21 protein-coding genes and 1 other annotated feature are annotated in these 25,274 nt (G+C 42.8%); of the genes, 17 read left to right on the top strand and 4 right to left on the bottom strand.

Going from position 1 to position 25,274, the window contains the following annotated elements; all coding sequences use genetic code 11:
• The first annotated feature begins 2 nt into the window (after positions 1–2).
• Positions 3–590, top strand: coding sequence for a ribosome biogenesis GTP-binding protein YihA/YsxC (gene yihA / locus LQ226_RS08375; protein ID WP_231417369.1), 588 nt, complete (start codon positions 3–5; stop codon positions 588–590).
• A 66-nt stretch (positions 591–656) separates the two neighbouring features.
• Here the strand turns inward: yihA and LQ226_RS08370 are convergent, their stop codons facing one another.
• Positions 657–1,142 (bottom strand): LiaI-LiaF-like domain-containing protein, encoded by a 486-nt coding sequence (locus LQ226_RS08370; protein WP_231417368.1) that lies wholly within the window; start codon positions 1,140–1,142, stop codon positions 657–659.
• 235 nt (positions 1,143–1,377) lie between these two features.
• Here LQ226_RS08370 and hemA point away from each other — a divergent pair, with 235 nt between their 5' ends.
• The 8 genes from hemA (at position 1,378) to LQ226_RS08330 (ending at position 9,884) form a co-directional block, all read left to right on the top strand.
• On the top strand, positions 1,378–2,748 hold the full coding sequence (hemA, locus tag LQ226_RS08365) for a glutamyl-tRNA reductase (RefSeq protein ID WP_231417367.1): 1,371 nt from the start codon (positions 1,378–1,380) through the stop codon (positions 2,746–2,748).
• Positions 2,749–2,763: 15 nt separating this feature from the next.
• Positions 2,764–3,582 (top strand): cytochrome c biogenesis protein, encoded by an 819-nt coding sequence (locus LQ226_RS08360; RefSeq protein ID WP_231417366.1) that lies wholly within the window; start codon positions 2,764–2,766, stop codon positions 3,580–3,582.
• Positions 3,583–3,603: 21 nt separating this feature from the next.
• Entirely contained in the window at positions 3,604–4,533 is a 930-nt protein-coding gene (gene hemC, locus LQ226_RS08355; protein ID WP_231417365.1) for a hydroxymethylbilane synthase, read from the top strand.
• On the top strand, positions 4,533–5,312 hold the full coding sequence (locus LQ226_RS08350; RefSeq protein WP_231417364.1) for a uroporphyrinogen-III synthase: 780 nt from the start codon (positions 4,533–4,535) through the stop codon (positions 5,310–5,312). Before hemC ends, LQ226_RS08350 begins: the two co-directional genes overlap by 1 nt.
• Positions 5,312–6,292, top strand: a complete 981-nt coding sequence (hemB, locus tag LQ226_RS08345; RefSeq protein ID WP_231417363.1) for a porphobilinogen synthase — start codon at positions 5,312–5,314, stop codon at positions 6,290–6,292. The genes LQ226_RS08350 and hemB overlap by 1 nt, the downstream gene beginning before the upstream one ends.
• Positions 6,293–6,313: 21 nt before the next feature.
• Positions 6,314–7,597, top strand: coding sequence for a glutamate-1-semialdehyde 2,1-aminomutase (hemL, locus tag LQ226_RS08340; RefSeq protein ID WP_231417607.1), 1,284 nt, complete (start codon positions 6,314–6,316; stop codon positions 7,595–7,597).
• A 152-nt stretch (positions 7,598–7,749) separates the two neighbouring features.
• Complete coding sequence (spoVID, locus tag LQ226_RS08335) at positions 7,750–8,766, top strand: stage VI sporulation protein D (RefSeq protein ID WP_231417362.1); 1,017 nt, start codon at positions 7,750–7,752, stop codon at positions 8,764–8,766.
• A gap of 98 nt (positions 8,767–8,864) precedes the next feature.
• Positions 8,865–9,884 (top strand): phosphotransferase, encoded by a 1,020-nt coding sequence (locus tag LQ226_RS08330; protein ID WP_231417361.1) that lies wholly within the window; start codon positions 8,865–8,867, stop codon positions 9,882–9,884.
• On the opposite strand, the gene LQ226_RS08325 is transcribed toward LQ226_RS08330, so the two are convergent.
• Positions 9,881–10,069 (bottom strand): hypothetical protein, encoded by a 189-nt coding sequence (locus LQ226_RS08325; protein ID WP_231417360.1) that lies wholly within the window; start codon positions 10,067–10,069, stop codon positions 9,881–9,883. The genes LQ226_RS08330 and LQ226_RS08325 overlap by 4 nt on opposite strands.
• Before the next feature lie 131 nt (positions 10,070–10,200).
• Positions 10,201–10,425 (top strand) — a binding site (T-box leader).
• 66 nt (positions 10,426–10,491) lie between these two features.
• Here LQ226_RS08325 and LQ226_RS08320 point away from each other — a divergent pair.
• Positions 10,492–13,134 (top strand): valine--tRNA ligase, encoded by a 2,643-nt coding sequence (locus LQ226_RS08320; protein ID WP_231417359.1) that lies wholly within the window; start codon positions 10,492–10,494, stop codon positions 13,132–13,134.
• 23 nt (positions 13,135–13,157) lie between these two features.
• Here LQ226_RS08320 and LQ226_RS08315 read toward each other — a convergent pair whose 3' ends face one another.
• Both LQ226_RS08315 and LQ226_RS08310 read right to left on the bottom strand, forming a co-directional pair.
• The gene (locus LQ226_RS08315) at positions 13,158–14,021 is read right to left on the bottom strand and encodes an ATP-grasp domain-containing protein (RefSeq protein ID WP_231417358.1); all 864 of its coding nucleotides are present in this window, start codon (positions 14,019–14,021) and stop codon (positions 13,158–13,160) included.
• Positions 14,018–14,926: an ATP-grasp domain-containing protein gene (locus LQ226_RS08310; RefSeq protein ID WP_231417357.1), complete on the bottom strand. Its 909-nt coding sequence runs from the start codon at positions 14,924–14,926 to the stop codon at positions 14,018–14,020. The genes LQ226_RS08315 and LQ226_RS08310 overlap by 4 nt, the downstream gene beginning before the upstream one ends.
• Positions 14,927–15,305: 379 nt before the next feature.
• On the opposite strand from LQ226_RS08310, the gene LQ226_RS08305 reads away from it, so the two are divergent.
• From LQ226_RS08305 to LQ226_RS08275, 7 genes are all read left to right on the top strand, one after another.
• Positions 15,306–16,568 (top strand): bifunctional folylpolyglutamate synthase/dihydrofolate synthase, encoded by a 1,263-nt coding sequence (locus tag LQ226_RS08305; protein ID WP_231417356.1) that lies wholly within the window; start codon positions 15,306–15,308, stop codon positions 16,566–16,568.
• Positions 16,569–16,716: 148 nt separating this feature from the next.
• On the top strand, positions 16,717–18,453 hold the full coding sequence (locus LQ226_RS08300) for a sensor domain-containing diguanylate cyclase (protein ID WP_231417355.1): 1,737 nt from the start codon (positions 16,717–16,719) through the stop codon (positions 18,451–18,453).
• Between the two features lie 292 nt (positions 18,454–18,745).
• On the top strand, positions 18,746–19,996 hold the full coding sequence (locus LQ226_RS08295; protein ID WP_231417354.1) for a hypothetical protein: 1,251 nt from the start codon (positions 18,746–18,748) through the stop codon (positions 19,994–19,996).
• A 28-nt stretch (positions 19,997–20,024) separates the two neighbouring features.
• The gene (locus tag LQ226_RS08290) at positions 20,025–21,053 is read left to right on the top strand and encodes a PRC-barrel domain-containing protein (protein WP_231417353.1); all 1,029 of its coding nucleotides are present in this window, start codon (positions 20,025–20,027) and stop codon (positions 21,051–21,053) included.
• A gap of 26 nt (positions 21,054–21,079) precedes the next feature.
• Complete coding sequence (locus LQ226_RS08285) at positions 21,080–22,522, top strand: VanW family protein (RefSeq protein WP_231417352.1); 1,443 nt, start codon at positions 21,080–21,082, stop codon at positions 22,520–22,522.
• A 118-nt stretch (positions 22,523–22,640) separates the two neighbouring features.
• Positions 22,641–24,218, top strand: coding sequence for a GspE/PulE family protein (locus tag LQ226_RS08280; RefSeq protein WP_231417606.1), 1,578 nt, complete (start codon positions 22,641–22,643; stop codon positions 24,216–24,218).
• A 12-nt stretch (positions 24,219–24,230) separates the two neighbouring features.
• Positions 24,231–25,271 carry a type IV pilus twitching motility protein PilT gene (locus tag LQ226_RS08275; protein ID WP_231417351.1) on the top strand — a complete coding sequence of 347 codons (1,041 nt, stop codon included), beginning with the start codon at positions 24,231–24,233 and terminating at the stop codon, positions 25,269–25,271.
• Positions 25,272–25,274 lie beyond the last annotated feature (3 nt).

Here is a 25,274-nt window from a genome sequence, read left to right as displayed (position 1 = left end):
TCATGAAAGTAAATCAGGCGGAACTTGTTATAAGCGCCGTTAGTCAAAAGCAATACCCAGAAGAGCCTATGCCTGAAATCGCACTGGCTGGACGTTCAAATGTGGGGAAATCGTCGTTCATTAATAAAATGATTCAACGAAAAGCATTAGCACGTACCTCTGGGAAACCAGGTAAAACCCAGACGCTGAATTTCTATAAGATCAACGAATCCTTTATGTTCGTAGATGTGCCTGGTTATGGGTATGCCAAAGTTTCGAAAAAAGAAAAAGCCAAGTGGGGAAAGATGATGGAAGAGTATTTCTCAACCCGCGAACGCTTGCGTATGGCCATGTTAATTGTGGACATTCGTCATGATCCTTCTGAAGATGATCAATTAATGTATGACTTCTTAAAACACTATGAGCTTCCAGTGACCGTAGTAGCAACGAAGTTAGACAAAATCAAAAAAGGTCAGCGTGCCAAGCAATTAAAACGCATCATTGAGGTATTAGAGATGGAAGAAGAAGACATCCTCCTTCCGTTCTCATCAGAAACAGGTGAAGGGAAAGACGAAGCCTGGGGCATTATCAAGCCTTACCTTAAAAAGTAAATGAACTAAAAAGTCCTCTGCGTAATAGCAGAGGACTTTTTTTTATAGGTTATAAAATTGCATAACTTATTTCTTTTTAAACCATAATAAATATAAACCAAATCCGACTAAAAGGAGCGGCCAGAACGTTTCAATGAAGTGAACGATAACGTTAATCCAGTAGAACCAGCCAGGTTTATCCGCAACGAATAGGACGAACAGAGATAGGGTAATGAGAATAATAGCCGGGATGATCCCTTTTCGTGTCTTTTGAAACCTTATTAAAAAAGATAGTCCTATAATAAGAGGGAAAACGCCCCAATGGTCAATCCAGAAGGAATAGGTGCGTAATCCGTGGAAGTGGATTCCTAATCCGAAAAGGACTCCTCCAGAGAATAAGGTTTCGTATTCGGATGCAATGTAACTATGAAGCAGCAAAGCGGTACCAATAATGATGAGAATGGTAGGCCAAGAATAAAATTGGGTGAGGAATGGAACCTGAAATTCTTTTAGAAGAAAGTAAAAACCAATCCCAATCAATAACAGCCCACTGAATGTATTTTGTCGTTTCACTAGGGTTTACCTCCTCTTAAAACAGCCTGCATTTCTTGCTTATTAAGGGTCATTGTGTTACGGTACTAACGGTATTTATTTCAAATTGCGACCAGTTTATATAGACCTATCGTATCATAACGATTCAATAACTGTTCACATTTTTATGAATTGAGACTTTGGTTCTCGTGTTATAATAAAAGTATTGAGTATAAAGATGTACGTAGATTTTTGGAGTTTTTTTGGGGGTGAAGGTGTGCATATTTTAGTTGCAGGTTTAAATTATAAAACGGCCCCTGTTGAAATACGTGAAAAAGTAACCTTCTCTGAAGACGAATTGGCTAGAGCCATGGAAGCGTTAAATCAACAGAAAAGCGTACTAGAGAATGTGATCATTTCTACGTGTAATCGTACGGAGATTTACGCGGTAGTCGATCAACTTCATACAGGTCGTTATTACATCAAACAATTTCTATCCCAGTGGTTCAATATTGATAAAGAGGACTTCTCACCTTTCTTATCGATTTATGAATCAGATGGAGCACTTGAGCACTTGTATCGCGTGACATGTGGTTTGGATTCAATGGTACTAGGAGAAACACAAATCCTCGGCCAAATGAAACAAGCCTTTTTACGCGCGCAGGAAGCGGGTACAACAGGGACGATCTTTAATCAGTTGTTCAAGCAAGCTGTAACGCTTGCTAAACGTTCCCATAATGAGACAGAGATTGGGGAAAACGCTGTATCTGTTAGTTACGCGGCTGTCGAGCTCGCTAAGAAGATCTTTGGCGACTTAATGAATAAACATGTTGTGATTTTAGGTGCTGGAAAAATGGGCGAGCTCGCTGCGAAGAACCTTCATGGTTCTGGAGTGAAACAAGTCACGGTTATGAACCGCACATTTGAAAAGGCGGAGCAGCTGGCCGGACAATTCCGCGGGGAAGCAAAGCCTATGAGTGAGCTAAACAGTGTGCTAGAAAAGGCAGATATTCTAATTAGCTCAACAGGAGCAAGTGACTATGTGTTAACCAAGCATCATTTAGAAGCGGCTCATAAGAAACGGAAAGGACTTCCGTTATTCCTTGTTGATATCGCAGTCCCTCGTGATCTAGATCCAGCTATTGATGAATTGGATAGCGTGTTCCTTTATGATATCGACGACCTTCAAGGAATTGTGGATGCGAACTTGGAAGCTCGTAAAGAGGCAGCTGAAGCGATTGAAGTGATGATTGAGGGCGAAATCGTAGAATTCAAAGAATGGCTACAGACGCTAGGGGTTGTCCCTGTAATCTCAGCTCTTCGTCAGAAGGCTCTTACCATTCAGGCAGATACGATGAAGAGTATCGAACGGAAAATGCCTGATTTAACAGAGAGAGAAAAGAAGGTTTTAAGTAAGCATACAAAAAGTATTATTAACCAAATGCTTAAACAGCCTATTTTGCAGGCCAAAGAATATTCAGCTCAGCCTAATGCTGATCAGAACCTTGATATGTTCATGCAAATCTTTGGTATTGAAGAGGAAGTTCAGCAAGAAATTCAAAAGCAAAATGAGAAAAACAGACAAGCCATCCTTGAAACTGACGGGAAATTATCCTTTCAACCAGCATCGAATGTAGCTAATTCTTAGGAGAGGAATTTCCTTATGTTCGATCTTAAATGGTTATATGAACTAATTATTGTGATATATTGCCTGAGTTTAATCGGGTATTTTATAGATTTTATTCAAAATAACCGGAAGGCAAACCGCGCTGCCTTCTGGTTACTTTCTATGGTTTGGGTTTTACAAACCTTTTTTTTATTAGGACAAACGTTATTAGAATCCCATTTTCCAATTGTGACCATCTATGATGGCTTATACTTTTACGCATGGATCTTAGTGACCTTTTCACTTATACTGAATCGCCTCTTTCGGGTTGATTTCTTTATCTTCTTCACGAATGTATTAGGGTTCTTTATGATGATGCTTCATATCTTTACCCGGGCTCAGTATGACGCTACGGAAAAGGCGATGCGGTTGGTTAGCGAGTTGTTGGCAACGCACATTACGTTAGCGATCATCTCCTATGGATTTTTTACATTTTCTTGTATTTTCTCATTCATGTACTTATTACAATATCGACTGCTCAAGGAAAAGAAGTGGAATAAAAGATTGCTACGCTTAGGTGATTTAGGGAAACTGGATACGTTTTCTTATGTAGCTGTTATACTTGGAGTGCCGCTCTTATTAATAGCTATTATTCTAGGGCTCGTATGGGGATATACGTCAGGGGACGAATTCTACTGGTATGATTCTAAAACATTAGGTTCGTTTGTGATGTTACTTATTTATCTTGTCTATTTATTCCTTCGAGTTGTAAAAGGGTATCAAGGCCGAACGATGGCTTTTTATAACACAGGAGCTTTTCTATTCTTATTAGTGAATTTCTTCTTGTTTAGCTCCCTATCAAATTTTCACTTTTAAATGTTGTCAGGAGGAACTGTTATGCGCAAAATCGTAATCGGAAGCAGAAAGAGCCAATTGGCTTTAACCCAGACCGATTGGGTTATTGAGAAATTAAAAGAGATTGCACCAGAAAATGAATACGAAGTGAAAAAGATTGTGACCAAAGGGGACCAAATCTTAGACGTTACCCTCTCTAAGGTCGGTGGCAAAGGCTTATTTGTTAAAGAAATTGAGCAAGCTATGTATGACAAAGAAATTGATATGGCTGTTCACAGTATGAAGGACATGCCAGCTGAAACGCCTGAAGGGCTAACGATTGGATGTATCCCGATTCGTGAAGACCACCGTGATGCTTATATCGCCAATGATAATGTAGCCTTTCGCGATCTTCCTGAAGGGTCAATAGTTGGGACAAGTAGTCTGCGTCGTGCTGCCCAAGTGCTAGCAGCAAGACCCGACTTACAGATCAAGTCCATTCGAGGCAATATTGATACGCGACTACGTAAGTTAAAAGAAGAAGATTTCGATGCGATCGTCCTTGCTACAGCAGGTCTTAAACGTATGGGTTGGTCTGATGATGTCATCACTGAATATTTAGAGCCAGATGTTTGTGTGCCGGCTGTTGGCCAAGGGGCACTTGCGATTGAATGCCGGGAAGACGATCAGGAAATCCGTGATCTAATGGATCAGCTGAATCACGCTTATACTCACCGTACGGTTATGGCTGAGCGTACTTTCTTAGATTTATTAAATGGGGGCTGCCAGGTTCCGATTGGCGGTTACGCTTACTTAGAAGGAGACGACATTATCCTAACGGCTATGGTCGGTACTCCAGATGGGGAAACGATCCTAAAAGAAGAAGTTCGCGGTCAGGACCCTTATGAAGTTGGGCGAGAAGCAGCAGATAAGATCAAAGCCCGCGGTGGAGCGGAGATTATTGAGACTGTAAGAGAAGAGCTCGATCAGTAATGGATCCTTTAAAAGGGAGAAAGATTCTTGTAACACGAGCTTCGGAGCAAGCGGCTTCTTTTACAAGGTGTATTGAACAAAAGAGCGGGATTTCAATCGAAATTCCGCTTCTTTATTTTACAAGTGTTCCCTCTGAGGAGAATAGAAGAGTATTAGAGCGCCTACACACGTTTAACTGGCTTCTATTTACGAGTTCGAACGGCGTTCATTTTTTTATGGAGTTATGTGAGCGTTACCATATTCCAAAGCATGCCTTTAAAGATAAGCAGATTGCGACAGTAGGAATGAAAACAGCCAAGGCATTAGCTGATTATGATCTGAGTCCCCATTTCATGCCTGATACATATACAGGGGAAGCGCTCGGTGCGGCTTTCTTACAAGAAAAGGGCAGTGGACCAGTTTTAGTTGTTCAGGGTAATTTAGCCCGTCAGAAGGTCGTTGAGATCATTCAACCCTACTATGATGTAGAAACAGCAATTATGTATGAGACGCGTGTAAATGTTAAAATGGAAGAGGCTTTAAATAAAGCAATACAAAACAATCAATTAGATGCCTTAACCTTTACGAGCCCTTCAACTGTACAAGCTTTTACCCAACTTCTTAAACCTTCCTTGTTCGAGCATGTGCGCTCGACATTGTGCCTGTGTATTGGTTCCACTACAGAGAAGGAAGCTGAACAAGCTGGGTTTACTCGGCGATGCGTACCCGAGCATCAAACGGTGGAGGGCATGTGTGAAGCGCTAGAGAGATATTTTCATGAGAAAGGAATAGATGATTAATGAAAGACTTACAGTTTAAACGTCATCGTCGTCTTCGTACAACTGAATCCATGCGTTCATTAGTACGTGAGACCCATTTAAATAAAGAGGATTTAATTTTTCCGATATTTGTAGTAGAAGGGGAAAACATAAAGAATGAAGTATCCTCGATGCCAGGTGTGTATCAAGTTTCCCTGGATTATTTAACGGCTGAGATGCAAGAATTAGAAGACTTAGGCATTCGTTCTGTCATTCTTTTTGGGGTACCCCATGAAAAAGATGAGACAGGCTCACAAGCCTATTGCGAAACAGGCATTGTTCAAAAAGCGATCCGTCAGGTCAAAGAAGATGTGCCAAGTTTAACGGTTGTAGCGGATACATGTCTTTGCCAGTACACAGACCACGGACATTGCGGTGTCGTGCGTGATGGAGAAATTGTGAATGATGAATCTCTTGAACTAATTGTAGAAACGGCAGTGAGTCAAGCGAAAGCTGGCGCAGATATCATTGCTCCTTCTAATATGATGGATGGATTTGTTGCTGCCATTCGCCGCGGATTAGATGAAGCTGGATTCGTAAATACACCTATTATGTCTTATGCAGTGAAATATGCTTCTTCATTTTACGGACCGTTCCGTGATGCGGCTCATAGCTCGCCTCAATTTGGCGATCGTCGTGCGTACCAAATGGATCCCGCTAATCGTCTTGAGGCCATTCGTGAGGCTCAGTCTGATGTGGAAGAAGGAGCAGACTTCCTTATTGTGAAGCCAGCGCTTGCCTATTTGGATATCATGAGAGAAGTAAAGGACCGCTATCCTTTACCTGTAGTGGCCTATAACGTAAGTGGAGAATATTCCATGATTAAAGCGGCTGCACAGAATGGTTGGGTCAATGAAAAAGAAATCGTACTAGAAAAGTTAACATCAATGAAACGAGCAGGAGCAGATTTAATTATTACGTATTTTGCTAAAGACGTTGCTCGTTACTTGTCTGAATCATAAATCGAAAAAGGAGTTGTCATGATGCGTGAGATGAATCAATCGAAGGAAGCATACCAGAAGGCCGTGCAGTATATGCCGGGTGGAGTCAATTCCCCAGTCCGTGCCTCTAAATCAGTTGGCATGGATCCAATCTTCATGGAAAAGGGGAAAGGCTCTAAAATCTACGATATTGATGGCAATGAGTACATTGATTATGTCCTTAGTTACGGTCCATTAATCTTAGGCCACGCCGATGAGAACGTGGTTTCAAGATTAAAAGAGATCACTGATCTTGGGACAAGTTTCGGAGCCCCTACTAAGCTTGAAAATGACTTGGCAGAACTCGTTATTGACCGTGTACCGTCTATTGAAATGGTGCGTATGGTGAACTCTGGAACAGAGGCTACTATGAGTGCTCTTCGTTTAGCCAGAGGCTATACAGGTAAAAATAAAATCCTTAAATTCGAAGGAAACTATCATGGACACGGGGATTCCTTGCTGATTAAAGCAGGATCTGGAGTGGCGACACTTGGTTTACCAGACTCTCCTGGCGTTCCAGAAGGCATTGCTAAGAACACCATTACGGTCCCTTACAATGACGTTGAGAGCCTTCGCTATGCTTTTAACGAATTCGGTGATGATATTGCCGGTGTTATTGTTGAACCGGTCTCCGGAAATATGGGTGTAGTCCCTCCTAATGAAGGGTTCCTGCAAGAGCTTAGAACGATTACAGAAGACCATGGTTCCTTGCTAATCTTTGATGAAGTGATGACAGGGTTCCGCGTGGATTATAACTGTGCCCAAGGGTACTATGGTGTGACACCTGATTTAACTTGTCTTGGAAAAGTAATTGGTGGAGGCCTGCCTGTAGGCGCCTATGGCGGTAAGAAAGAAATCATGGAGATGATTGCGCCGACTGGTCCGATTTATCAAGCGGGTACATTATCAGGAAACCCTCTTGCTATGGCAGCAGGTTTTGAAACATTAAATGCGTTAACAGAAACCTCTTATCAGGAAATTAATAAGAAGGTAGATCGTTTAGTAGAAGGGTTTGAAGAGGCTGCGGAAGCTTATAACATTCCTCTTACGGTCAACCGCGCAGGTTCGATGGTCGCTTTCTTCTTTAATGAGGGAGAGGTTACCAATTACGATACGGCGAAGAAATCAAACACAGATCGTTTCGCTCAGTATTACCGTGCGATGATTGAAGAAGGCATCTATTTACCTCCTTCCCAATTTGAAGGGATGTTCTTATCCACGAAGCACACCGATGAAGATATTGAGAAAACAATCGAAGCAACGAAGAAAGCTTTTGCTTCATTATAGGCATAAAATCGACCCCCTCATCATGTATTAGGATGAGGGGGTTTTTCTCTGTAAAAGCGCGATTAGGCATAATTTTTTCTTCCCTCTCATATATCTAGAATGACATAGGCGCTCGAAAGGTCATGCGTGTACATTGAAGGGAGGAGAAGCGCTTGACATATGAAGAACAAAACGTGTTTAGCTTTCACTTAAATGAATCTCTTTGGTTTAAAAGAGGACAGGAAGTAGAAGAGTTTATGGGCATTTCTCTTGAGCCGGATATATCGATTCAGGAGTATGGAGATACCGTTTCAATTAGGGGTGTCATCGAACTTGGTGGTGAGTATTTCCGCTCTTCTGAAGAAGGGGAAGAAGAGGAGAATCAAATACTTTCCTTACGGGATCATGCTTCTAAGCGGACTATTGAGAATGTAGACATCCATGATGATGGTGTGAGTGAATTCTATCACCGGTTCCCGGTTGAGATCTCGATTCCTAAAAGCCGGATTCAATCGATGGATGATGTGACTGTAAGCATTGATTCTTTTGATTACGAACTACCAGAGAAAGGTCAATTAAAATTAAATGCTACCGTCGCTATCCATGGAGTGAGTGAAGAATCACGATATGAAGAAGTGGTAGAAGAGTCGTATGAAGAGGTCGATACCCAACCTTTCAACTTTGATGTGACCTATCAGGAGGAAGAGGAAGAAGTTCTTGAGATGGATTCACGCGAAGAAGAGGTTGAAGAAGTGGTAGCTGAGGTAGAGGAACAAGATCATGCCAAGGATGCTGGTGAGCTTGAAGAGCAAGAGGGCGGTCGCTGGAAGTATAAGCAAACCCAGACCCTTTCTGAATTCTTTGGCAAGGTGGATGAGCAAGCTCAAGAAAATGAAGAGGAATCTGAGGAAAGTATGGAAAGCTATGAGTTTGAAGAGTCTTCAGAAGAATCCTCAGAGGAAAGTCGTGAGGAAGAAGCGCCTCAGGATGCTCGTTATCTAACATCTATGTTTGAGCGTCACGATGAATCCTACGCCAAAATGAGAATGTGTATTGTTCAAGAAGATGATACATTAGGCTCGATTGCCCATAAATACAAAATACCTCCAACTCACCTGAGTCGTGTGAATAATTTAGGAGACGAGGATGTAAGTGCTGGGCAGATCCTCTATATACCAGCTAAAGCTTAATGAGAGAAAATCTTAAAAATCCTGCAACGTCATTCGTTGCAGGATTTTATATAGGTGGTTATTTAAATGTTCGTTAAGGCGAAGGGAGTGAACCAAAGATGAATCAGGAAGTGGTGGATGTATTATCGTTTTATGGATTAACGGCTTATGAAATGGAACAATACTCAGATAAAGTTACGAAAGCCTATACCCCAGTAGGTCCCGTAGCTGTGAAACGTTCAGAAATGGATGAGCGTACGCTCCATCATTGGCTTGAAACGTATCGACAAATTGAAAATTATCAATTTCAACACGTTATGCCTTTATATATGGCAGCTAATAAAGAACTTTATGTATCCTATGGGGATCATATTTATTATGTGATGCCCTGGATGGATACGCCGAATCGTGATACCCCGCCTTATCCATTTGAGCAGCTCTATAGGACGATTGGAAAAATGCATAAGCGTACACTCCATACAGAAGTGGTGAAACGGGAAGATTATGAAGAGAGAATGAACAATCGGAAGACTCAGCTGCAGCAGTATAGGGAGTCACTAGCGAAGTGGGTGCAGACATTTGAAGAGCATCACTACATGTCCCCTGTTGAATTACAGATCTGCACGCATTACAGAGATCTTGATAAAGTGTGCGAGATCAGTATGGACTGGTGTGATCGTTTCTTAGATGATTTAGAAGAAGATAAACAGGTCCGGACAGCCCTGATCCATGGGAATGTGAAGCCGAGTCATTTTCTTTATGATGATTCAAAGCCCTATCTATTAAACTGGGAGCGTTCCAAAACGTATTATCCTGCCTATGACATTACAACGTATTTCTATCACGTTCTTCGTTATCATGATGCTCCTGTCGATCAGCTTATCTCGACGTTTTCTTATTATGAAGAACAACTTCCACTTTTAAATAGTGAGAGGTGCTTATTGGCTCTGTTTCTATTGAATCCAGAGTCTTATATTCGACAAATTGAATCATATGTAAACGACTCCCAGGCGATCGGGCAGCCGTTTCTTGTACAAAAGTTTGAGCGTTCTTACTATGTTCTTCGCCATGCCTTAGATGTTCAGGAACAAATCGAGCAGGCGCGTTTGTATCAGGAAGAACAAGCAGAGAATGGCTAAATCCACTCAAGATGAAAAGCGAAATACAAACCAATCATGATTCCGAGTAGGAAAACATCAAAGGTTGTTGGAAAGAGAAGCGTCCGCACGAGTTGGAAGAAGGCGATCGGCAACACGCAGCGCTCAATGATGATTAACCATTGTCGGCACCAGGGTGGGAGCTTGTAACGATAAAAACGTGCCACAGGGCATAACCTCCTTTATTGCTTTTCATTAGTATATGTCCCCACAGGCTGTCAGTGTGACTGAAAAACTTTACTAAATAGGTTGACTTAACAGATGGAATGTGGATAAAATAACAAGTACAAGAAAATCGATAAATGCCGTGAAGGGGAAGAGTATGAAACGCAAGCCTTTCAGAGAGGAAATCATTCGCTGAGAGATTTCCAGGTCCTTGCGCTCAGAAGGTCGCCCCAGATGCTGTCTCTTTGAAACCGATAGTAGAAGAGGCCGGAGAATACTCCGTTATGTAAGAAGTGTATAGATGACAGGAGTCGTCTATAAAATAAAGGTGGTACCGCGAATCCATTTCGTCCTTTTCTAAGGATGAAATGGATTTTTTTGTGCACATTCCCTTTCCGGTATAGGCGATAAAGGAGGAACTCGTATGGAGAATCATGAAGTATCTCTTCCAACGAAATATGACCCAAATGCGATTGAGAAAGGTCGCTATGATTATTGGGTAGATGGCAAATTTTTTGAAGCAAAAGATGACAAAACGAAAGAACCGTTCACGGTCGTAATCCCGCCCCCAAACGTAACAGGTAAATTACACCTTGGCCACGCATGGGATACCACCTTACAAGACATCATTACACGTGTAAAACGTATGCAAGGCTATGATGTGTTATGGCTTCCGGGTATGGACCATGCTGGTATTGCGACACAGGCTAAAGTAGAAGCAAAGCTAAAAGAACAAGGTACCTCTCGCTATGACCTTGGTCGTGAGAAATTCCTTGAGAAGTCTTGGGAATGGAAAGAAGAGTATGCGACCTTTATCCGTAAGCAATGGGAAAAGCTTGGTCTTGGCTTAGACTATTCTCGCGAGCGTTTCACATTAGACAATGGCCTTTCGGATGCTGTTCGTGAAGTGTTCGTAACGCTTTATGAGAAAGATTATATCTATCGCGGCGAATATATTATCAACTGGGACCCGACGACCAAAACGGCCCTATCTGACATTGAAGTCATCTATCAGGATGTTCAAGGGCATTTCTACCACATGAAATATCCGTTAGCGGACGGATCAGGCCATATCGAAATTGCTACAACGCGTCCTGAAACGATGCTTGGAGATACAGCGGTTGCGGTTCACCCTGAAGATGATCGTTATAAGCACCTAATTGGGAAGAAAGTTACGCTTCCAATCGTAGGTCGCGAAATCGAAATCGTAGGCGATGACTATGTGGACATGGAATTTGGTAGCGGAGCGGTAAAAATTACACCTGCTCACGATCCAAATGACTTTGAAATTGGAAATCGTCACAATCTAGAACGTATTCTTGTTATGAATGAAGATGGATCGATGAACGAGAATGCCAGCAAGTATCAAGGCATGGATCGTTTCGAGTGTCGTAAGCAACTTGTGAAAGATCTTCAAGAGGACGGAATCTTATTCGAAATTGAAGAGCATATGCATTCTGTTGGACACTCAGAGCGTAGTGGCGCGGTAGTGGAACCATACTTATCTACACAGTGGTTTGTGAACATGCAGCCACTAGCTGAAGAAGCAATCAAGCTTCAAGAAGGTAATGACAAAGTTAATTTCGTTCCAGATCGTTTCGAGAAAACGTACTTGAACTGGATGGAAAACATTCGTGACTGGTGTATTTCCCGTCAACTATGGTGGGGCCACCGTATTCCGGCCTGGTACCATAAAGAAACTGGTGAGGTATACGTAGGTCTTGAAGAACCAGAAGACATTGAGAACTGGGAACAAGATGAAGATGTTCTTGATACATGGTTCTCCTCTGCATTATGGCCTTTCTCAACAATGGGCTGGCCTGATGAAGAGAACGAAGATTACAAACGTTACTTCCCAACAGATGTTCTTGTAACAGGGTATGACATTATCTTCTTCTGGGTTTCTCGTATGATCTTCCAATCCATTGAGTTTACAGAACGTCGCCCATTCAAAGACGTTCTTATCCACGGCCTTGTGCGTGATGCGGAAGGACGTAAGATGAGTAAATCCCTTGGCAACGGTGTTGATCCAATGGATGTCATTGACAAATACGGTGCAGACTCCTTACGTTACTTCTTAGCAACAGGTTCAACTCCAGGCCAGGACCTTCGTTTCCAATGGGAAAAAGTAGAGTCTACGTGGAACTTTGCGAATAAGATTTGGAACGCTTCCCGTTTTGCTCTGATGAATATGGACGGCATTACGTATGAAGAAATCGACCTTACAGGTGAGAAATCTGTAGCGGATCACTGGATCTTAACTCGCTTGAATGAAACCGTTGAGCAAGTAACGCGAAACGTAGATAAATATGAGTTTGGTGAAGCAGGACGTCACCTTTATAACTTTATCTGGGATGACTTCTGTGATTGGTATATTGAAATGGCGAAGCTTCCACTATACGGAGAGGACGAAGCGAAGAAGAAAACCACTCGCTCAATCCTTGCGTACGTATTAGATAACACAATGCGCATGCTTCATCCATTCATGCCATTTATCACAGAGGAAATCTGGCAAGCACTTCCGACTAAGGGCGAGTCCATAACGGTAGCAAGCTGGCCTGAGAAACGCGAGGATCTTCACCATGAAGAGGCTTCTGAGCAAATGAAACAGCTAGTAGCCATCATTCGCTCTGTTCGTAACATCCGCGCTGAAGTAGACACACCAATGTCTAAACAAATTCAGCTGATGATTAAAGCGAACACAGAAGAGATCGCGAACCAGTTAGAAGAGAACCGTCATTATTTAGATCGTTTCTGTAACCCAAGCGAGCTTATCATTGATGCGAACCTGACTGCACCTGACAAAGCAATGTCAGCCGTTATCACAGGTGCTGAACTGTATCTGCCGCTTGAAGGCTTGATCGATATTGAAGAAGAAATTGCTCGTCTGAAAAAAGAACGCGAGAAGTGGGATTCTGAAGTACAGCTTGTACAGAAGAAGCTCTCAAACGATAAATTCGTAAACAAAGCTCCTGAACACATTGTTCAAGCTGAGCGTGATAAAGAACAGGACTATATCGACAAACGCGATAAAGTTGATGCTCGTATTAAAGAACTACAGTCCTAATGAAAAAACTCCGTCTAGCTAAGCTAGACGGAGTTTTTTAGTACATGGGCGATATGATTCATATATTTCTCCACAATGTTAATGGAGCTCTTTGCACTTAGCGTTCGGCTGCCAACCACATCTTCGATTTCATTCAATAAGAGATTGCCTTCTTCATCAAATAAGAAGTCAATCCCGACCATCCCAAATGAAAAAAGCTTCATAATCCGGTGTATGTGATTCTTTTCTTCGTCTGATAATGAATACAGTCTGGCAGATCCTCCGAGTGTATAGTTGGCCTTAAAGTCAGAGTTACTTTCTCGCAGAATAGCTGCTACAATCTCATCTCCCACGACAAATACGCGTAAGTCCTTCCCGAGTACAGGAGCTGGTTGTTGAAGGATCAGGTTATGCTCTTTAAGGCGATCGGCGAGCTCTGTGGCACGCTTTATTGAATCGATCCAATGAACATCTCTCCCTCCTCTTGAATCAACCCTTTTAACGATGTATGGGTAAGGGAGTGGAGGATTCGCTGGCGGGAAATCAGCTCCCTTTATAAAGAACGTATCCATCATCGGAATAGAGTGAGGGGCCAGATACTGGTGGGTTTTCGCTTTATCGTTACAGATTTCACTAATTCTAGAAGAATTGAACGTTTCTATCCCGCATGCTTCTAATTGTAGAGTAAGCATTGGATCGATTGTTCTTATGATGGCGAACGATGGCAAAGGAACGTCTTTACCTTGAAAGAGCACAACAGAATTTCCGTTCTTTACGCCTATAGTTAAGTCTTCTTTCGATACGAAAGTGAGGTCGAGTCCCGCGCAAGTAGCCTCTTCCATCATCCAATCGATGAAAGACTTGTTGCGACGGGCGTCCTGTCCTGCATAGATGAGCCATCCATTCATAGTGCTTGATTTCCTTTCTTTGAGAGGCGCTCTATAACATAGTCCATCATTGCGTCGGCTACATTAATGCCTGTGCATTCATAGATGTTTCGAATTTGAGCATTGCCATTCACTTCGCAAATAACCGGCTGTTCGTCTTCATCATATAGAAGGTCTACTCCGCAAAAAGCGGTTCCAATCGCCTTACTTGCTCTGATCGCAAGCTCTTCCTCTGCTTGTGAAGGAGTGTAAGGTTCCATCTTCCCGCCCGTAGTTATGTTAGCCCTAAAATCATTCTCCGAGTACCGAAGCATAGAAGCCACCACTTTCTCTCCGACTACGTTAAGACGCACGTCCCGTCCATAACTAGCCGAGATGAACTCTTGCAGAAGGAAGGGTCGATTGTGAATTTCTTTTACCTTCTCTATCATTTCATCTTTCGTATGTACAAGATAAACCTGCTCACCAAAAGATCCATACGCTTCTTTTATAATAAGAGGAAAACCTAATTTCTCTCCCTCATCGATCAGATGGTTCAGATTAAGATCATCTGTTTTTATAAAGATCTTAGGCCCTAAAATGGTTTGCGGTATAGGAAGCCTTGCAGAAGCTAACTGTTGGTACATCAAGCCTTTATGATCACAGGCCTCGATGGAAGCGGCTGAATTAAAGACAGGAATCCCCATTGCCTCTAGCTGACGCGCAAGCAAGATATCTTTGTCGCCAAATATAACAAAATCAGGGCGCTCTTTTAGAGAGACCCCGGTAATGTCCATACCATGACTAGAAAGGGTACTCAGCAGTTCTTGATTCTGATAAATGTCCATTGAAACACCCTTACCCTGCGCAGCCTCTTGTATCAGCTTAGCGTAACCTAGAAATTTAGGGCTTCTCAAATGCCCGTTATAAACGATCCATCCGTGCATAGAATCACTCCTTTATGTGATGAGTTGTGTAGTGGGTGTATCCCCGTTATAAGGTAGCTTTTATAAAGTATAACGTTGCCAAATCATAGTAGGCGGCGAGTGATCTCACCCCTCCTTAAGGAGGGGCCGTTAGTAAAATTAAGGAAGGGATTGCCCGGGGACTGCGAGACTCCCGCGGGGTAAGGAGCCTAGGGGAGACACCACAGAGAGCAATAGCGATCGAGGAGGCTCCCCAGCTCCCCGCAGGAAAGCGAGTTGTCCCCGGGCAAGCCCAAGCACTCATCAAAAGCAGGCGGCCCCATCCTAAACTTACTATAGGAACTGTTTTTGGAACCTATCCTATTATAGGATAAAATAAAGATGGAATGGAGGTACATATATGTTTACGACGATGAAACAAATCGAAAAATTTTTTAATGACCGAAAAGGGTTAGGAATTAAACCCGGGTTTAACCGAATGTATAAAATGCTCGAGGCATTGAACAATCCTCATAAAGATATAAAAGCCGTACACATCGCTGGGACAAATGGGAAAGGGTCAACGCTTGCGTTTATGAAGCAGGCCTTAATGGACCAGGGCTTTAGAGTAAGTAGTTTTGTATCGCCATCATTTAAGACGATTCGGGAACACATCTTTCTTCAAAACGAACCCATATCAGAAACTCGTTTTATCCATTATATCAATAGCCTGTACCCTGTTGTGAAGGAAATGGATGAACATGAGGATGGTCCGTCTGAGTTTGAACTTCTTGTTATGGTGGCGATTCTCTTTTCTCGTGACTATGCAACAATTAGTTTATTTGAAGCTGGAATGGGAGGGAAGGGCGATTCTACAAATGTCCTCGAACCGATCCTTAGTATCATTACAATGATTGACCTGGACCATACAGCTTTTCTTGGGGATACAATAGAAGCCATAACATCTGAAAAGGCTGGGATTATTAAAGTAGAAACGCCTGTTGTTTCCGGTGTGACGCAAGAAGAAGCGAAGCAGATTGTGAAAGATACGGCTGCAAAGAAGAATGCGCCCCTTTATCAATGGGGAGAGGTATTTACAATCAAGGAGATAGGAGAAGCATATTCATTTATCTCTGAGTGGGATGAAATAGATGAGGTCCGTGTCGCTCTCCCTGGGAAGCACCAGCAGAAAAATAGTAGTTTGGCTTTAATGGGGCTATCACTTATGGAAGGGGTACATATCGATCAGGCAGTGAGGTCGTTTAGGGATGTGGAGTATGAAGGAAGATTTGAAACGGTTTCGAGTAATCCCACCATTATTATTGACGGAGCGCATAATGTAACAGGGGCTGAGTCGCTAATTTATACAGTTCGTAAGTTGTATCCGGATAAGAAGAGAACGTTGTTATACAGTGCTCTACGGGATAAGCCCCTGGCTGAAATGATCCCTTTATTAGAAGAGGCTTTTGATAGAGTCGTATTCACGACCTTTGATCATGCAAGATCCTCTAGCCCTGAATACCTCGCATCGTTCTCTACAAGTTCAAATCCTGAAATAGCTTCAGATTGGAAGGCGTATATAAATAACAGATGGGATCCTTCTAAGGAAGAGGTTCTAGTTATCGCCGGGTCCCTCTATTGGATCCCGTGGGTTAAAGAATTTATCCAAAAAATTTCTGAATAGATGAGCATAACTATTCAGAAATTTTTGAACAAATAGGTGTTCTGTGCTAAGATAAAAGTATTAGTATTTACTAAATATTACCTTAAATAAGGCTAGCGATAAACGGAGGAGTACAAGATTTGAGCGACGGGGATAGGAGATGCGAGGGATGATATCAAAACAGAAGACAGTGGCATTGTGGAGTATATGGGCAATACTCTGGCCGGGGATTATAGCGACCGTTTATATGGTAACAAACCCTGGGACGCAAGGCAGGGAATTTGATCTTCTCTCCTTCGCATTTATGATCGTCATAGTAGCACTATTTCCGATTGTAATTAATAATAGCCCAATTATTTTCATTCATGGCATAAGTCTTGCTGTATTTTTGTATTTTGGGTTGTTTTTCGAAATGATCATGACTCAGCTTGCTTATATTGTTTCGATCTCAAAAGTAAAACTCTCGAGAGCCTATTGGTATAAGCTTCCTCTTAATTTGACCATGTTCCTATTTGTGTCCCTTGGCTCTGCCCTTTTCTACTATATATTAGGGGGGACCCATGGACCATCAGCCTTTAACACACCTAGTGATGCCATCCCCATCATCGGGTATGCTGTAGCTCAGTTCATTCTGAATCATGTTGTGATCTATTTTGTACGAAATTATTTTCTGGGGAATAAAGGATCCATTTTTGATAAAGAGTTCTATTGGGATTTAGGGAATACAGCGATTGTAATGCCGATCGGATTTGTCTTGTACGTTTTATATATGGAAATTGGGGCTGCGGCAATCTACTATGTTGGGCTTCCTTTTGTTGGGTTGTCCCTCATATTAACGCTCTATTATGCCAGTCAACATGTGAACGAATACTTACAGCAGGCAAATTCAATTGGTCAAGAACTTACAGGTCGCTTAAAAGTTGATGAAGTGTTGGACCGATTCGTCGAGAGTTTAACGGTCCTTTTTCACGTTGACTATATCTATATATTCGATCGAAAAAATCAAGATCATCTTGAACTAATCCGATATTTCGATGGTGGCAAAAGCATTGGGTTTCAAAATCCTCAGTTTTCATCATACGAGGGGGTTAGTCAAGGTGTGTTGGCTAAGGGTGAACCTATTCTCTATCAATCTAGGAAGCAATGGAAGCAGATTCAATCGGATCTTATTCCTAGAAAAGTAGAGAGCATTATGTCTGTACCCATTGAGCGTAATAACAAAATAGAAGGAATCATTACCATTGCTTCTACGAGGAAACGCTCGTATGAGAAATTCCACCTTATGCTAGTAGGGATCCTATCGAACTATATGGCCGTAGCCATTCAAAATGCGCGGCACTATGAAGAAACGAAGCGCAAAAGTGAACTTTGTCCGTTAACGAAACTGTATAATTATCGTTACTTTGAAGACCTCGTCAGCGACTACGCTGACAGATGCGAACAATCAGAGGAAGAGGAATGCGCCTCTGTTATTTTATTAGATTTGGATCATTTTAAGAAAGTAAACGATGCTTATGGACATGAAAGTGGTAATGAAGCTCTTTGTGAGTTAGCGAATCGCTTATCACATATCGTAGGGAATGATGGGACGGTTGCACGGTATGGGGGAGAAGAATTTGTAGCCTTCTTACCAGGAGCAGGGAGAGAGAAGGGACTCTCGATTGCAGAGAAGCTTCGTCACGAGATCTCTTCTGTCCCGTTCCGACTGAAAGAACACATCACCGACCAGCAAGGGGATATAGAGGTGTGGCTCACAGGAAGTGTGGGAGTCGCGACCTTCCCTGAAGATTGCGAAAGTCCGATTGAACTCGTACGCCACGCAGACCGGGCCATGTATGTGGGGGCGAAACAGCAAGGTCGAAACAAAGTAGCAAGCTATGAACGGGTGTTAGAAGCGGCTGAGTGAGGAGCTCAGCCGTTTTTTAATAGGGAATTAAAAAAATTCAATTCTGTGGATCTCTTTTTATAAAAATCGTGAATTTGGAAGAAATATAGGTCTCATTATCGGTGGGCGGATGTCGAAATAGGACCTTTTAAATGGGTTGACTTTATTATACAATGATTCTATAACATTACATATTCACTCTCTGGTGGTTATAGGACCATTTTTTTACAAAAATTTTGATGGAAGTTTCTTGATAAGCAATTTGTTGGATGATGAAGGATACCATTTTTCCAATTAAGGAAGAGGTGAGATTGTGGTTGGATATATCGGCGCTCTTATTGCGGTTGGCATTCTTTTAGTAGGAGCCTCTTACATACCTATACAACTCGATCGGAAAGGGAAGTTCTATTTAATCGGAGCTTCTGCATTAATCGCTTTGGCCACTTATGCATCAAAGGTCACGTTCGCCTGGTGGCAAAGCAGTTTGATACTAGTATTATTAGCTTTCTTAACGGCATTATTGTTAAACCGTCGCTTGCAGCAGTTCGTTCTTGTCCGTGATACGTCCGTTTCAAATGAAGCTGTACATAAGGAAGAGAAGGAGATCGAACCTGTTGCACACGCTGAGGAAGAGATGGATGTTGAGAAAGAAGATCTGATTGTGTCTCAAACGGTTGAAGTAGACAACCGTTCTGACGATAGTAAAGAAGAGGATGTTCTTCTTGCAGAAGAGTTATCAGACGTTGAACCAGATGCAAGCGACGAAGAAGAACCAGCAGAATTAGATGTCATAATAGAAGAGGAACCTTTAAGTACAGATGAACCAGTTGTTTCTCCTGAGGAAGAGTTGTTAGCCGCGCGTTCTGATTGGATGGAAGAAGATGAGGCAGAAGAAGAACACGCTCTAGGGGACTCCTTTGAGGATCGTTCCTCTATCCTAGAGGTCATTGATGAAGGTTATACAGATGATCGGGGCGAGGGGAATGTAGTGGTAGATTCTGCTCCTGAATGGGTTGATGAAGAAGATGTACTCGAGCCTCTAGAAGAGTTGGATGAAGAAGAGGAATTGGCGCTTAGGGAGGAAGTTCTGGAAGACCTTGAGCCGTTAGACGATGAAGATTTTCAGCAAGAAGATGAAGTCGAAGAACTAGAAGGTAATGAGTCTGCATTTGAAATGGTAGAGTGGGTTGATCATGAGCCAGATGCACTAGAAGATGAAGTTCCTTTAGAAGGAGCTCCTTCTGAAGAAATAGCGAAGCCTTTAAAGAGTGTGTTCCAGACGCAAATGCTTCATTCTCTTGTAGAAGAAGTTATGGTTCAGGAAGAGATCTTGTCCTCTGACGATTATGCACAGTACGTTAAAAAGTTTTTACAACCATCCCTGCCAGACCAGGACTATTACACCTTTGCCTCCCTGCTTTTGCAGCATCATATAGAGCACCAGCATTATCAGAAATTAAATGAATGGACCCATGAGCTTTTGGACAAGTTTTCAGATTATCCAATGATTGTAGCTGAATTAGAGTATATACAAGACTTCGCGAAAGAAAATTTAGATTCATAGACTACTAAAGAAATAGGTGTGATGAACAATGAAAAGAAGTCATGAAATTACGGAATTGCCCATTATTAGTATCGTAGATGGAAAGGAAGTCGGCAGAGTTAAGTCACTTGTCATTAATCCAGACGAAGGACATGTTGATTTTCTAACGATTGAACATAAAGATTGGCAAGTTAGTGTAAAAGCGATTCCGTTTAAAAAGGTAATCGGGGTTGGGGAATATGCGGTCACAATTGAGAGTACAACCGCGATTCTAGACCTTGATGAGATTCCGATTGCAAACGAGTTAATTAATAAGAAAGTGAAGATCATCGGTTCTAAAGTGATGACTCGTAAAGGACAATTGATTGGAGAAGTCACGGAGTATTACGTGAATGATGATACTGGAAAAGTAATCGCAGCATCCGTACAAATGGGGAATGAAGAAGTGGTTCTAGAAAGTGCCTCAGTTGTGACCTACAGCGAGCATATGACCATTGTTAGCGAAGAAGCGTTAACGCAGCATGTGACAACGCTTGAAGAACTGACAGGGGAACCTGAATCGGCACCAGCTAAAGTTACTCAACAAGAAACGGTAACGAAAGAGCCGGTGGCTGTAGCTGCAGAGGAGAAAGTAAAAGAGACCGTTCCTGCTGAGCCTGTACCGGTACCACAAGATCAGCCAGCCTCTTCTGTCCAAGATGAGCTAGAAAGTACGCTTGTAAGTGAAGAGACAACAGGGGCATGGAATCAAGATGTTCCAGAAGATGTTGAACCTCAGCTTGAGCTTGTAGAAGAAGTTACCCCAGAGGAAGAGTCAGCTTCTGCGTCTCTTATTTCTGAAGAGGTGGAAGAGGTTGTAGAAGAAGAGGAGAAAGAAAAGCCTGCTTCAAAACTTGAAGGCATTCACAACAAACAGCTACAGCTCCTTAAAGGAAAAGTGGTTCAAAAAGATATCGTCGATGCTCGTGGCAATATTTTATTTAACGAGGGTGACGAGCTTACAGAAGACGATGTGAAGCTTGCCCAGGATCAAGGCCCAAGTGTAGTCGTTGATTTGACGATGAGTGTTGAAGGCTAAACCATATAAGATAGGGAGAATGCGTTGTGGATAAACGGTGGGATTTGAAATTTTTCATGTACCTCCTTGCAATGGCCCTGTTTATTTATGGTTTCTCTGTTGGTGGGGCATTTGCTTATGATGTTGTCATGGCAGGGCCTAAAACATATGAAGAAGGAACAACAATCGGGGAGATACCGGTGGACGGAATGACTCGCCAAGAAGCTGAAACGGCTCTTCGAAACAGAGTGCAGGACTGGCTCGATGTTCATCCGGTTGAAATGCTGACAGAAGACGAAACGATTGTTTTATCAGAAGACTTCTTAACGGTGGGCGTAGCGGATACATTAGACAGCTTACAAAATGGGAGTGCTACCCCCCTTTCTGTTCGGTTTAACCCGTCAGCTTTAGAAGAGCAGAAGGATTCATTTGGTGAGGATGTGTATGATAATCTTCTGCTTGATAAACTCACTGCTGACATAAAGTCACAAGTGGAAGTGCTAGCGGATCAGCCTTTAACCTATTCGGTCTATGATTACGTGAGCGCAGGGACAGAATCCCTCTACAAAGTGATAGCGGAATTCGAGCAACCCATACCTGATGGAGTTGACGTGTTTACATACACAAATGAATTGGATGGTTTAGTCATTGAACCACGTACAAATGTTTCATTGCTTGAACAAGTCAGTGATGTTCCTCTACACCAGCAACCTGCCCTGAATGTAGTGGCGTCAGGTTTATATGGAGCTGTCCTAAAGACCAATTTCTCAATTATCCAACGTCATATTAGTCAGCATCTTCCTTCCTATGCCCAAAAGGGGAGAGAAGCGAGCTTAGACCTAGATGAAGGTCATGACTTTGTTTTCTTCAATCCTAATGAGTCCTTGTACCGAATTGAAATGGAAGTAAGCGAAGAATCGCTTTCCGTTCAGATTATAGGGTATCCGACCTCCTATAGCTATGACGTACTTATTGAAAATGAGCGCCAAATAGAACCTCGTACCATTATCCAGTATAGTGATCTTGCTACTGGAATAGATGTGAAGCGTGATGGGGAGACGGGACTGATCTATGATGTGTACCGTGAGATTTATGATCAGGACAATGTAGCTATTGATTCAGAATTTATCACCCAGGACTATTATGCACCTGTTCACAAACTAGAGGAACGTCCGGAACCAGTTGAACCTGTCACATCTGAAAATGGCGGGACGGATCAAAACGGATCTCTATCAGATGGTGAAGCTGAATCAGGTGGCAATAGTGAGAGTGGCGATGAAGAAAACAGTGATGGCCAGAATGACGGAAATGAAGACGGCGAAACGAGCGGATCAGAAGGTGGACAAGAAAGCAAGGATCCTGCTGAATCCTCGGGTGAAGGGGAAGATGATGGGACCTCTGGAGGATCGACTGAAGGAAACGGCGGAGAAGATACTGATGGAACAGGTGGAATATGGAGCCCTGATGAAGGTCCATCCAAAGGGGAATAACGGTTTAGGAATGCGGACTCTACCCAATTGAGTTCGCATTTTCCGTACGGAGAGAAAGTGAGGAGAATAACAAGTGGCAGAACGTAAACGTCTGGGTGACCTTTTAAAAGAAGCAGATATGATTACAGAGGGACAAATTAAAGAAGCACTGGAGACGAAAGAGGGTGGACAGAAGCTAGGAGACGTCTTACTTGATAAAGGGTACATCACCGAGCAACAGTTAATTGAAGTATTGGAATTTCAGTTGGGCACACCCCGGATTTCGCTCTATCAATATCCAATTGATACAAATCTGTTATCTCTTGTATCGAAGGAATTTGCCAGACGAAACATCTTGATTCCTATCAGTAAAGAAGATCATGAACTTGTCGTCGCGATGAATGATCCGATGGATTATTATGCAATTGATGATTTGCAGATCTCGACAGGATTCCGTATTTCACCTGTTATCGCGACGAAGGATGAAATCTATCAGGCGATCAATAAATATTACAATCTGAACAATGGGGAAGACCTCGAGCCATCGGACGACCCGGATGATGCCCCGGCGATTCGGCTGTTAAATCAGCTCCTTCAAGCAGGTGTACAAATGAGGGCGAGTGACATTCATATTGATCCTCAGGAAACGAAAGTCTTGATCCGTTATAGAATCGACGGTGTGCTTCGGACGGAACAGGCTCTATCTAAAACGATGCAAAATTCATTGACGGCACGTGTAAAGATTATGGCTAATTTAAACATTACAGAAGTTCGGTTACCTCAAGATGGACGGATTAAGACGGTCATTGATCACACAGCAGTAGATTTACGTATTTCCACTCTCCCGACTGTATATGGGGAAAAGATCGTAGTCCGAATCCTGAATTTAGGCAGTGCGATGGGGAAACTATCAGACTTAAACTTTAACAAGGTCAATTACAAGCGTTACTTGGAACTAGTGAACCAGCCCTCAGGACTTGTCTTAATTACAGGCCCTACAGGATCAGGGAAATCTTCTACCCTCTATGCCTCTTTAAATCACTTGAACACAGATGATGTTAATATCATTACGGTAGAGGATCCGGTTGAGTATCAGCTTGAGAAGATCAATCAGGTTCAGGTGAATGCCAATATCGGCCTTACCTTTTCAGCCGGACTCCGGTCGATTTTAAGACAGGATCCAAACATTATTATGGTCGGTGAGATCAGGGACTCTGAAACAGCTGAGATTGCGATTCGAGCTTCTTTAACCGGGCACCTCGTGTTCAGTACGCTTCATACGAATAGTGCGATTGCTACGATCCCTCGTTTAATCGATATGGACGTTGAACCTTATCTTGTCATGTCTTCAGTGTCAGGCATTGTTGCCCAGCGGCTTGTTCGGAAAATCTGTCGTGATTGTAAAGAAGGCTATACTCCAACTGAAGTTGAACAAGATTTATTCCGTAAACGGGGATTAAAAGCAGATACGGTCTATAAAGGAACAGGATGCAACAGCTGTCAGCACACAGGCTACCGGGGGCGTATGGCGATTCAGGAAGTACTGACGATCGATGAAACGATTCGGAATATGATGATGAACAACAAGTCAATGTCTCAGATTAAGGAGTACGCCTGGAAGAAAGGAATGATCTTCTTAGTCGATGACGGGCTGTTAAAAGTGAAACAAGGCTATACCACAACAGAAGAAGTATTGCGTGTAGCGAAAAGTGAGTAAGGAGGTGTTGTCGTGAAAGAGCGGTTTGAGAAATTGTTACGAGCAGCGTTTGAATTAAAAGCATCAGATATCCACATCACGGTCGGTGTTCCTCCGATCTTTCGCCTTCACGGTGATTTAAAGCAGTACGGGAAAGAAACGATGCGACCAGATGATACAGAAGGCATGGCGAGAGCTATATTATCTGAAACCTTATGGGAGAAGTTTGAGGAAACGGGAGAGGTTGATTTCTCTTATGGAATCCCAGGCGTATCTCGTTTCCGCATTAATGCGTATCATCAGCGGAACTGTGTGTCCCTTGCAGTTCGAATCGTCCCAACGGAAATTCCGACATTAGATGCCTTACATATGCCAAATGTACTGAGGGAAATCTCTGAAAAGCCTCAGGGACTCGTGCTTGTTACCGGGCCTACTGGAAGCGGTAAATCTACCACTCTCGCTTCCATGATTGACTATATGAATAATTCCATGCGACGCCATATTATTACGCTAGAAGACCCGATTGAGTATTTACATTCTCATCGGTATTCGATTATAGATCAGAGGGAAGTCGGGTTTGATACGAATAACTTCGCCAATGGGCTGCGCGCTTGTTTACGTCAGGACCCGGACGTTATTTTAGTGGGTGAAATGAGAGATTTAGAGACGATTTCAACAGCGATCACAGCAGCAGAAACAGGTCACCTTGTGCTAGGTACGCTGCATACGACCGGAGCGGCGAGTACGATCGATCGAATTATTGACGTATTCCCTCCGAACCAGCAAACGCAAGTCCGCATTCAGATGGCAAGCGTCCTGCAGGCGATCGTATCCCAGCGCTTGTTTCAGCGTAAGGATAAGAAAGGACGGCGGGCAGCTACGGAAGTGCTTATGAATACGTCTGCTGTGAAGAACTTAATCCGGAACGAGAAGATTCACCAGATTCCAAACATCATCCAGACGTCGAAAGCACAAGGGATGCACACCCTTGATTTCTCTGTTCGTGCTTTAGTTGAGGAAGGGGTTATCACAACAGAAGCGGCGGCCCCGTTTTTAGAAGAGAGGGGGCAGTAGGCG

Origin of the sequence: Pontibacillus sp. HN14, from assembly GCF_021129245.1 — a bacterium.
GTDB lineage: Bacteria > Bacillota > Bacilli > Bacillales > BH030062 > Pontibacillus.
This window is presented reverse-complemented; position numbering and strand designations above follow the sequence as displayed.

Coding starts and splice junctions, on each gene's coding strand:
- LQ226_RS08290 (WP_231417353.1), top strand. CDS start 20,025: ATGAAAAGAAGTCATGAAATTACGGAATTGCCCATTATTAGTATCGTA.
- LQ226_RS08280 (WP_231417606.1), top strand. CDS start 22,641: ATGATTACAGAGGGACAAATTAAAGAAGCACTGGAGACGAAAGAGGGT.
- hemC (WP_231417365.1), top strand. CDS start 3,604: ATGCGCAAAATCGTAATCGGAAGCAGAAAGAGCCAATTGGCTTTAACC.
- LQ226_RS08310 (WP_231417357.1), bottom strand. CDS start 14,926: ATGCACGGATGGATCGTTTATAACGGGCATTTGAGAAGCCCTAAATTT.
- LQ226_RS08360 (WP_231417366.1), top strand. CDS start 2,764: ATGTTCGATCTTAAATGGTTATATGAACTAATTATTGTGATATATTGC.
- hemL (WP_231417607.1), top strand. CDS start 6,314: ATGCGTGAGATGAATCAATCGAAGGAAGCATACCAGAAGGCCGTGCAG.
- LQ226_RS08300 (WP_231417355.1), top strand. CDS start 16,717: ATGATATCAAAACAGAAGACAGTGGCATTGTGGAGTATATGGGCAATA.
- LQ226_RS08315 (WP_231417358.1), bottom strand. CDS start 14,021: ATGAATGGATGGCTCATCTATGCAGGACAGGACGCCCGTCGCAACAAG.
- LQ226_RS08330 (WP_231417361.1), top strand. CDS start 8,865: ATGAATCAGGAAGTGGTGGATGTATTATCGTTTTATGGATTAACGGCT.
- LQ226_RS08320 (WP_231417359.1), top strand. CDS start 10,492: ATGGAGAATCATGAAGTATCTCTTCCAACGAAATATGACCCAAATGCG.
- yihA (WP_231417369.1), top strand. CDS start 3: ATGAAAGTAAATCAGGCGGAACTTGTTATAAGCGCCGTTAGTCAAAAG.
- LQ226_RS08305 (WP_231417356.1), top strand. CDS start 15,306: ATGTTTACGACGATGAAACAAATCGAAAAATTTTTTAATGACCGAAAA.
- hemB (WP_231417363.1), top strand. CDS start 5,312: ATGAAAGACTTACAGTTTAAACGTCATCGTCGTCTTCGTACAACTGAA.
- LQ226_RS08350 (WP_231417364.1), top strand. CDS start 4,533: ATGGATCCTTTAAAAGGGAGAAAGATTCTTGTAACACGAGCTTCGGAG.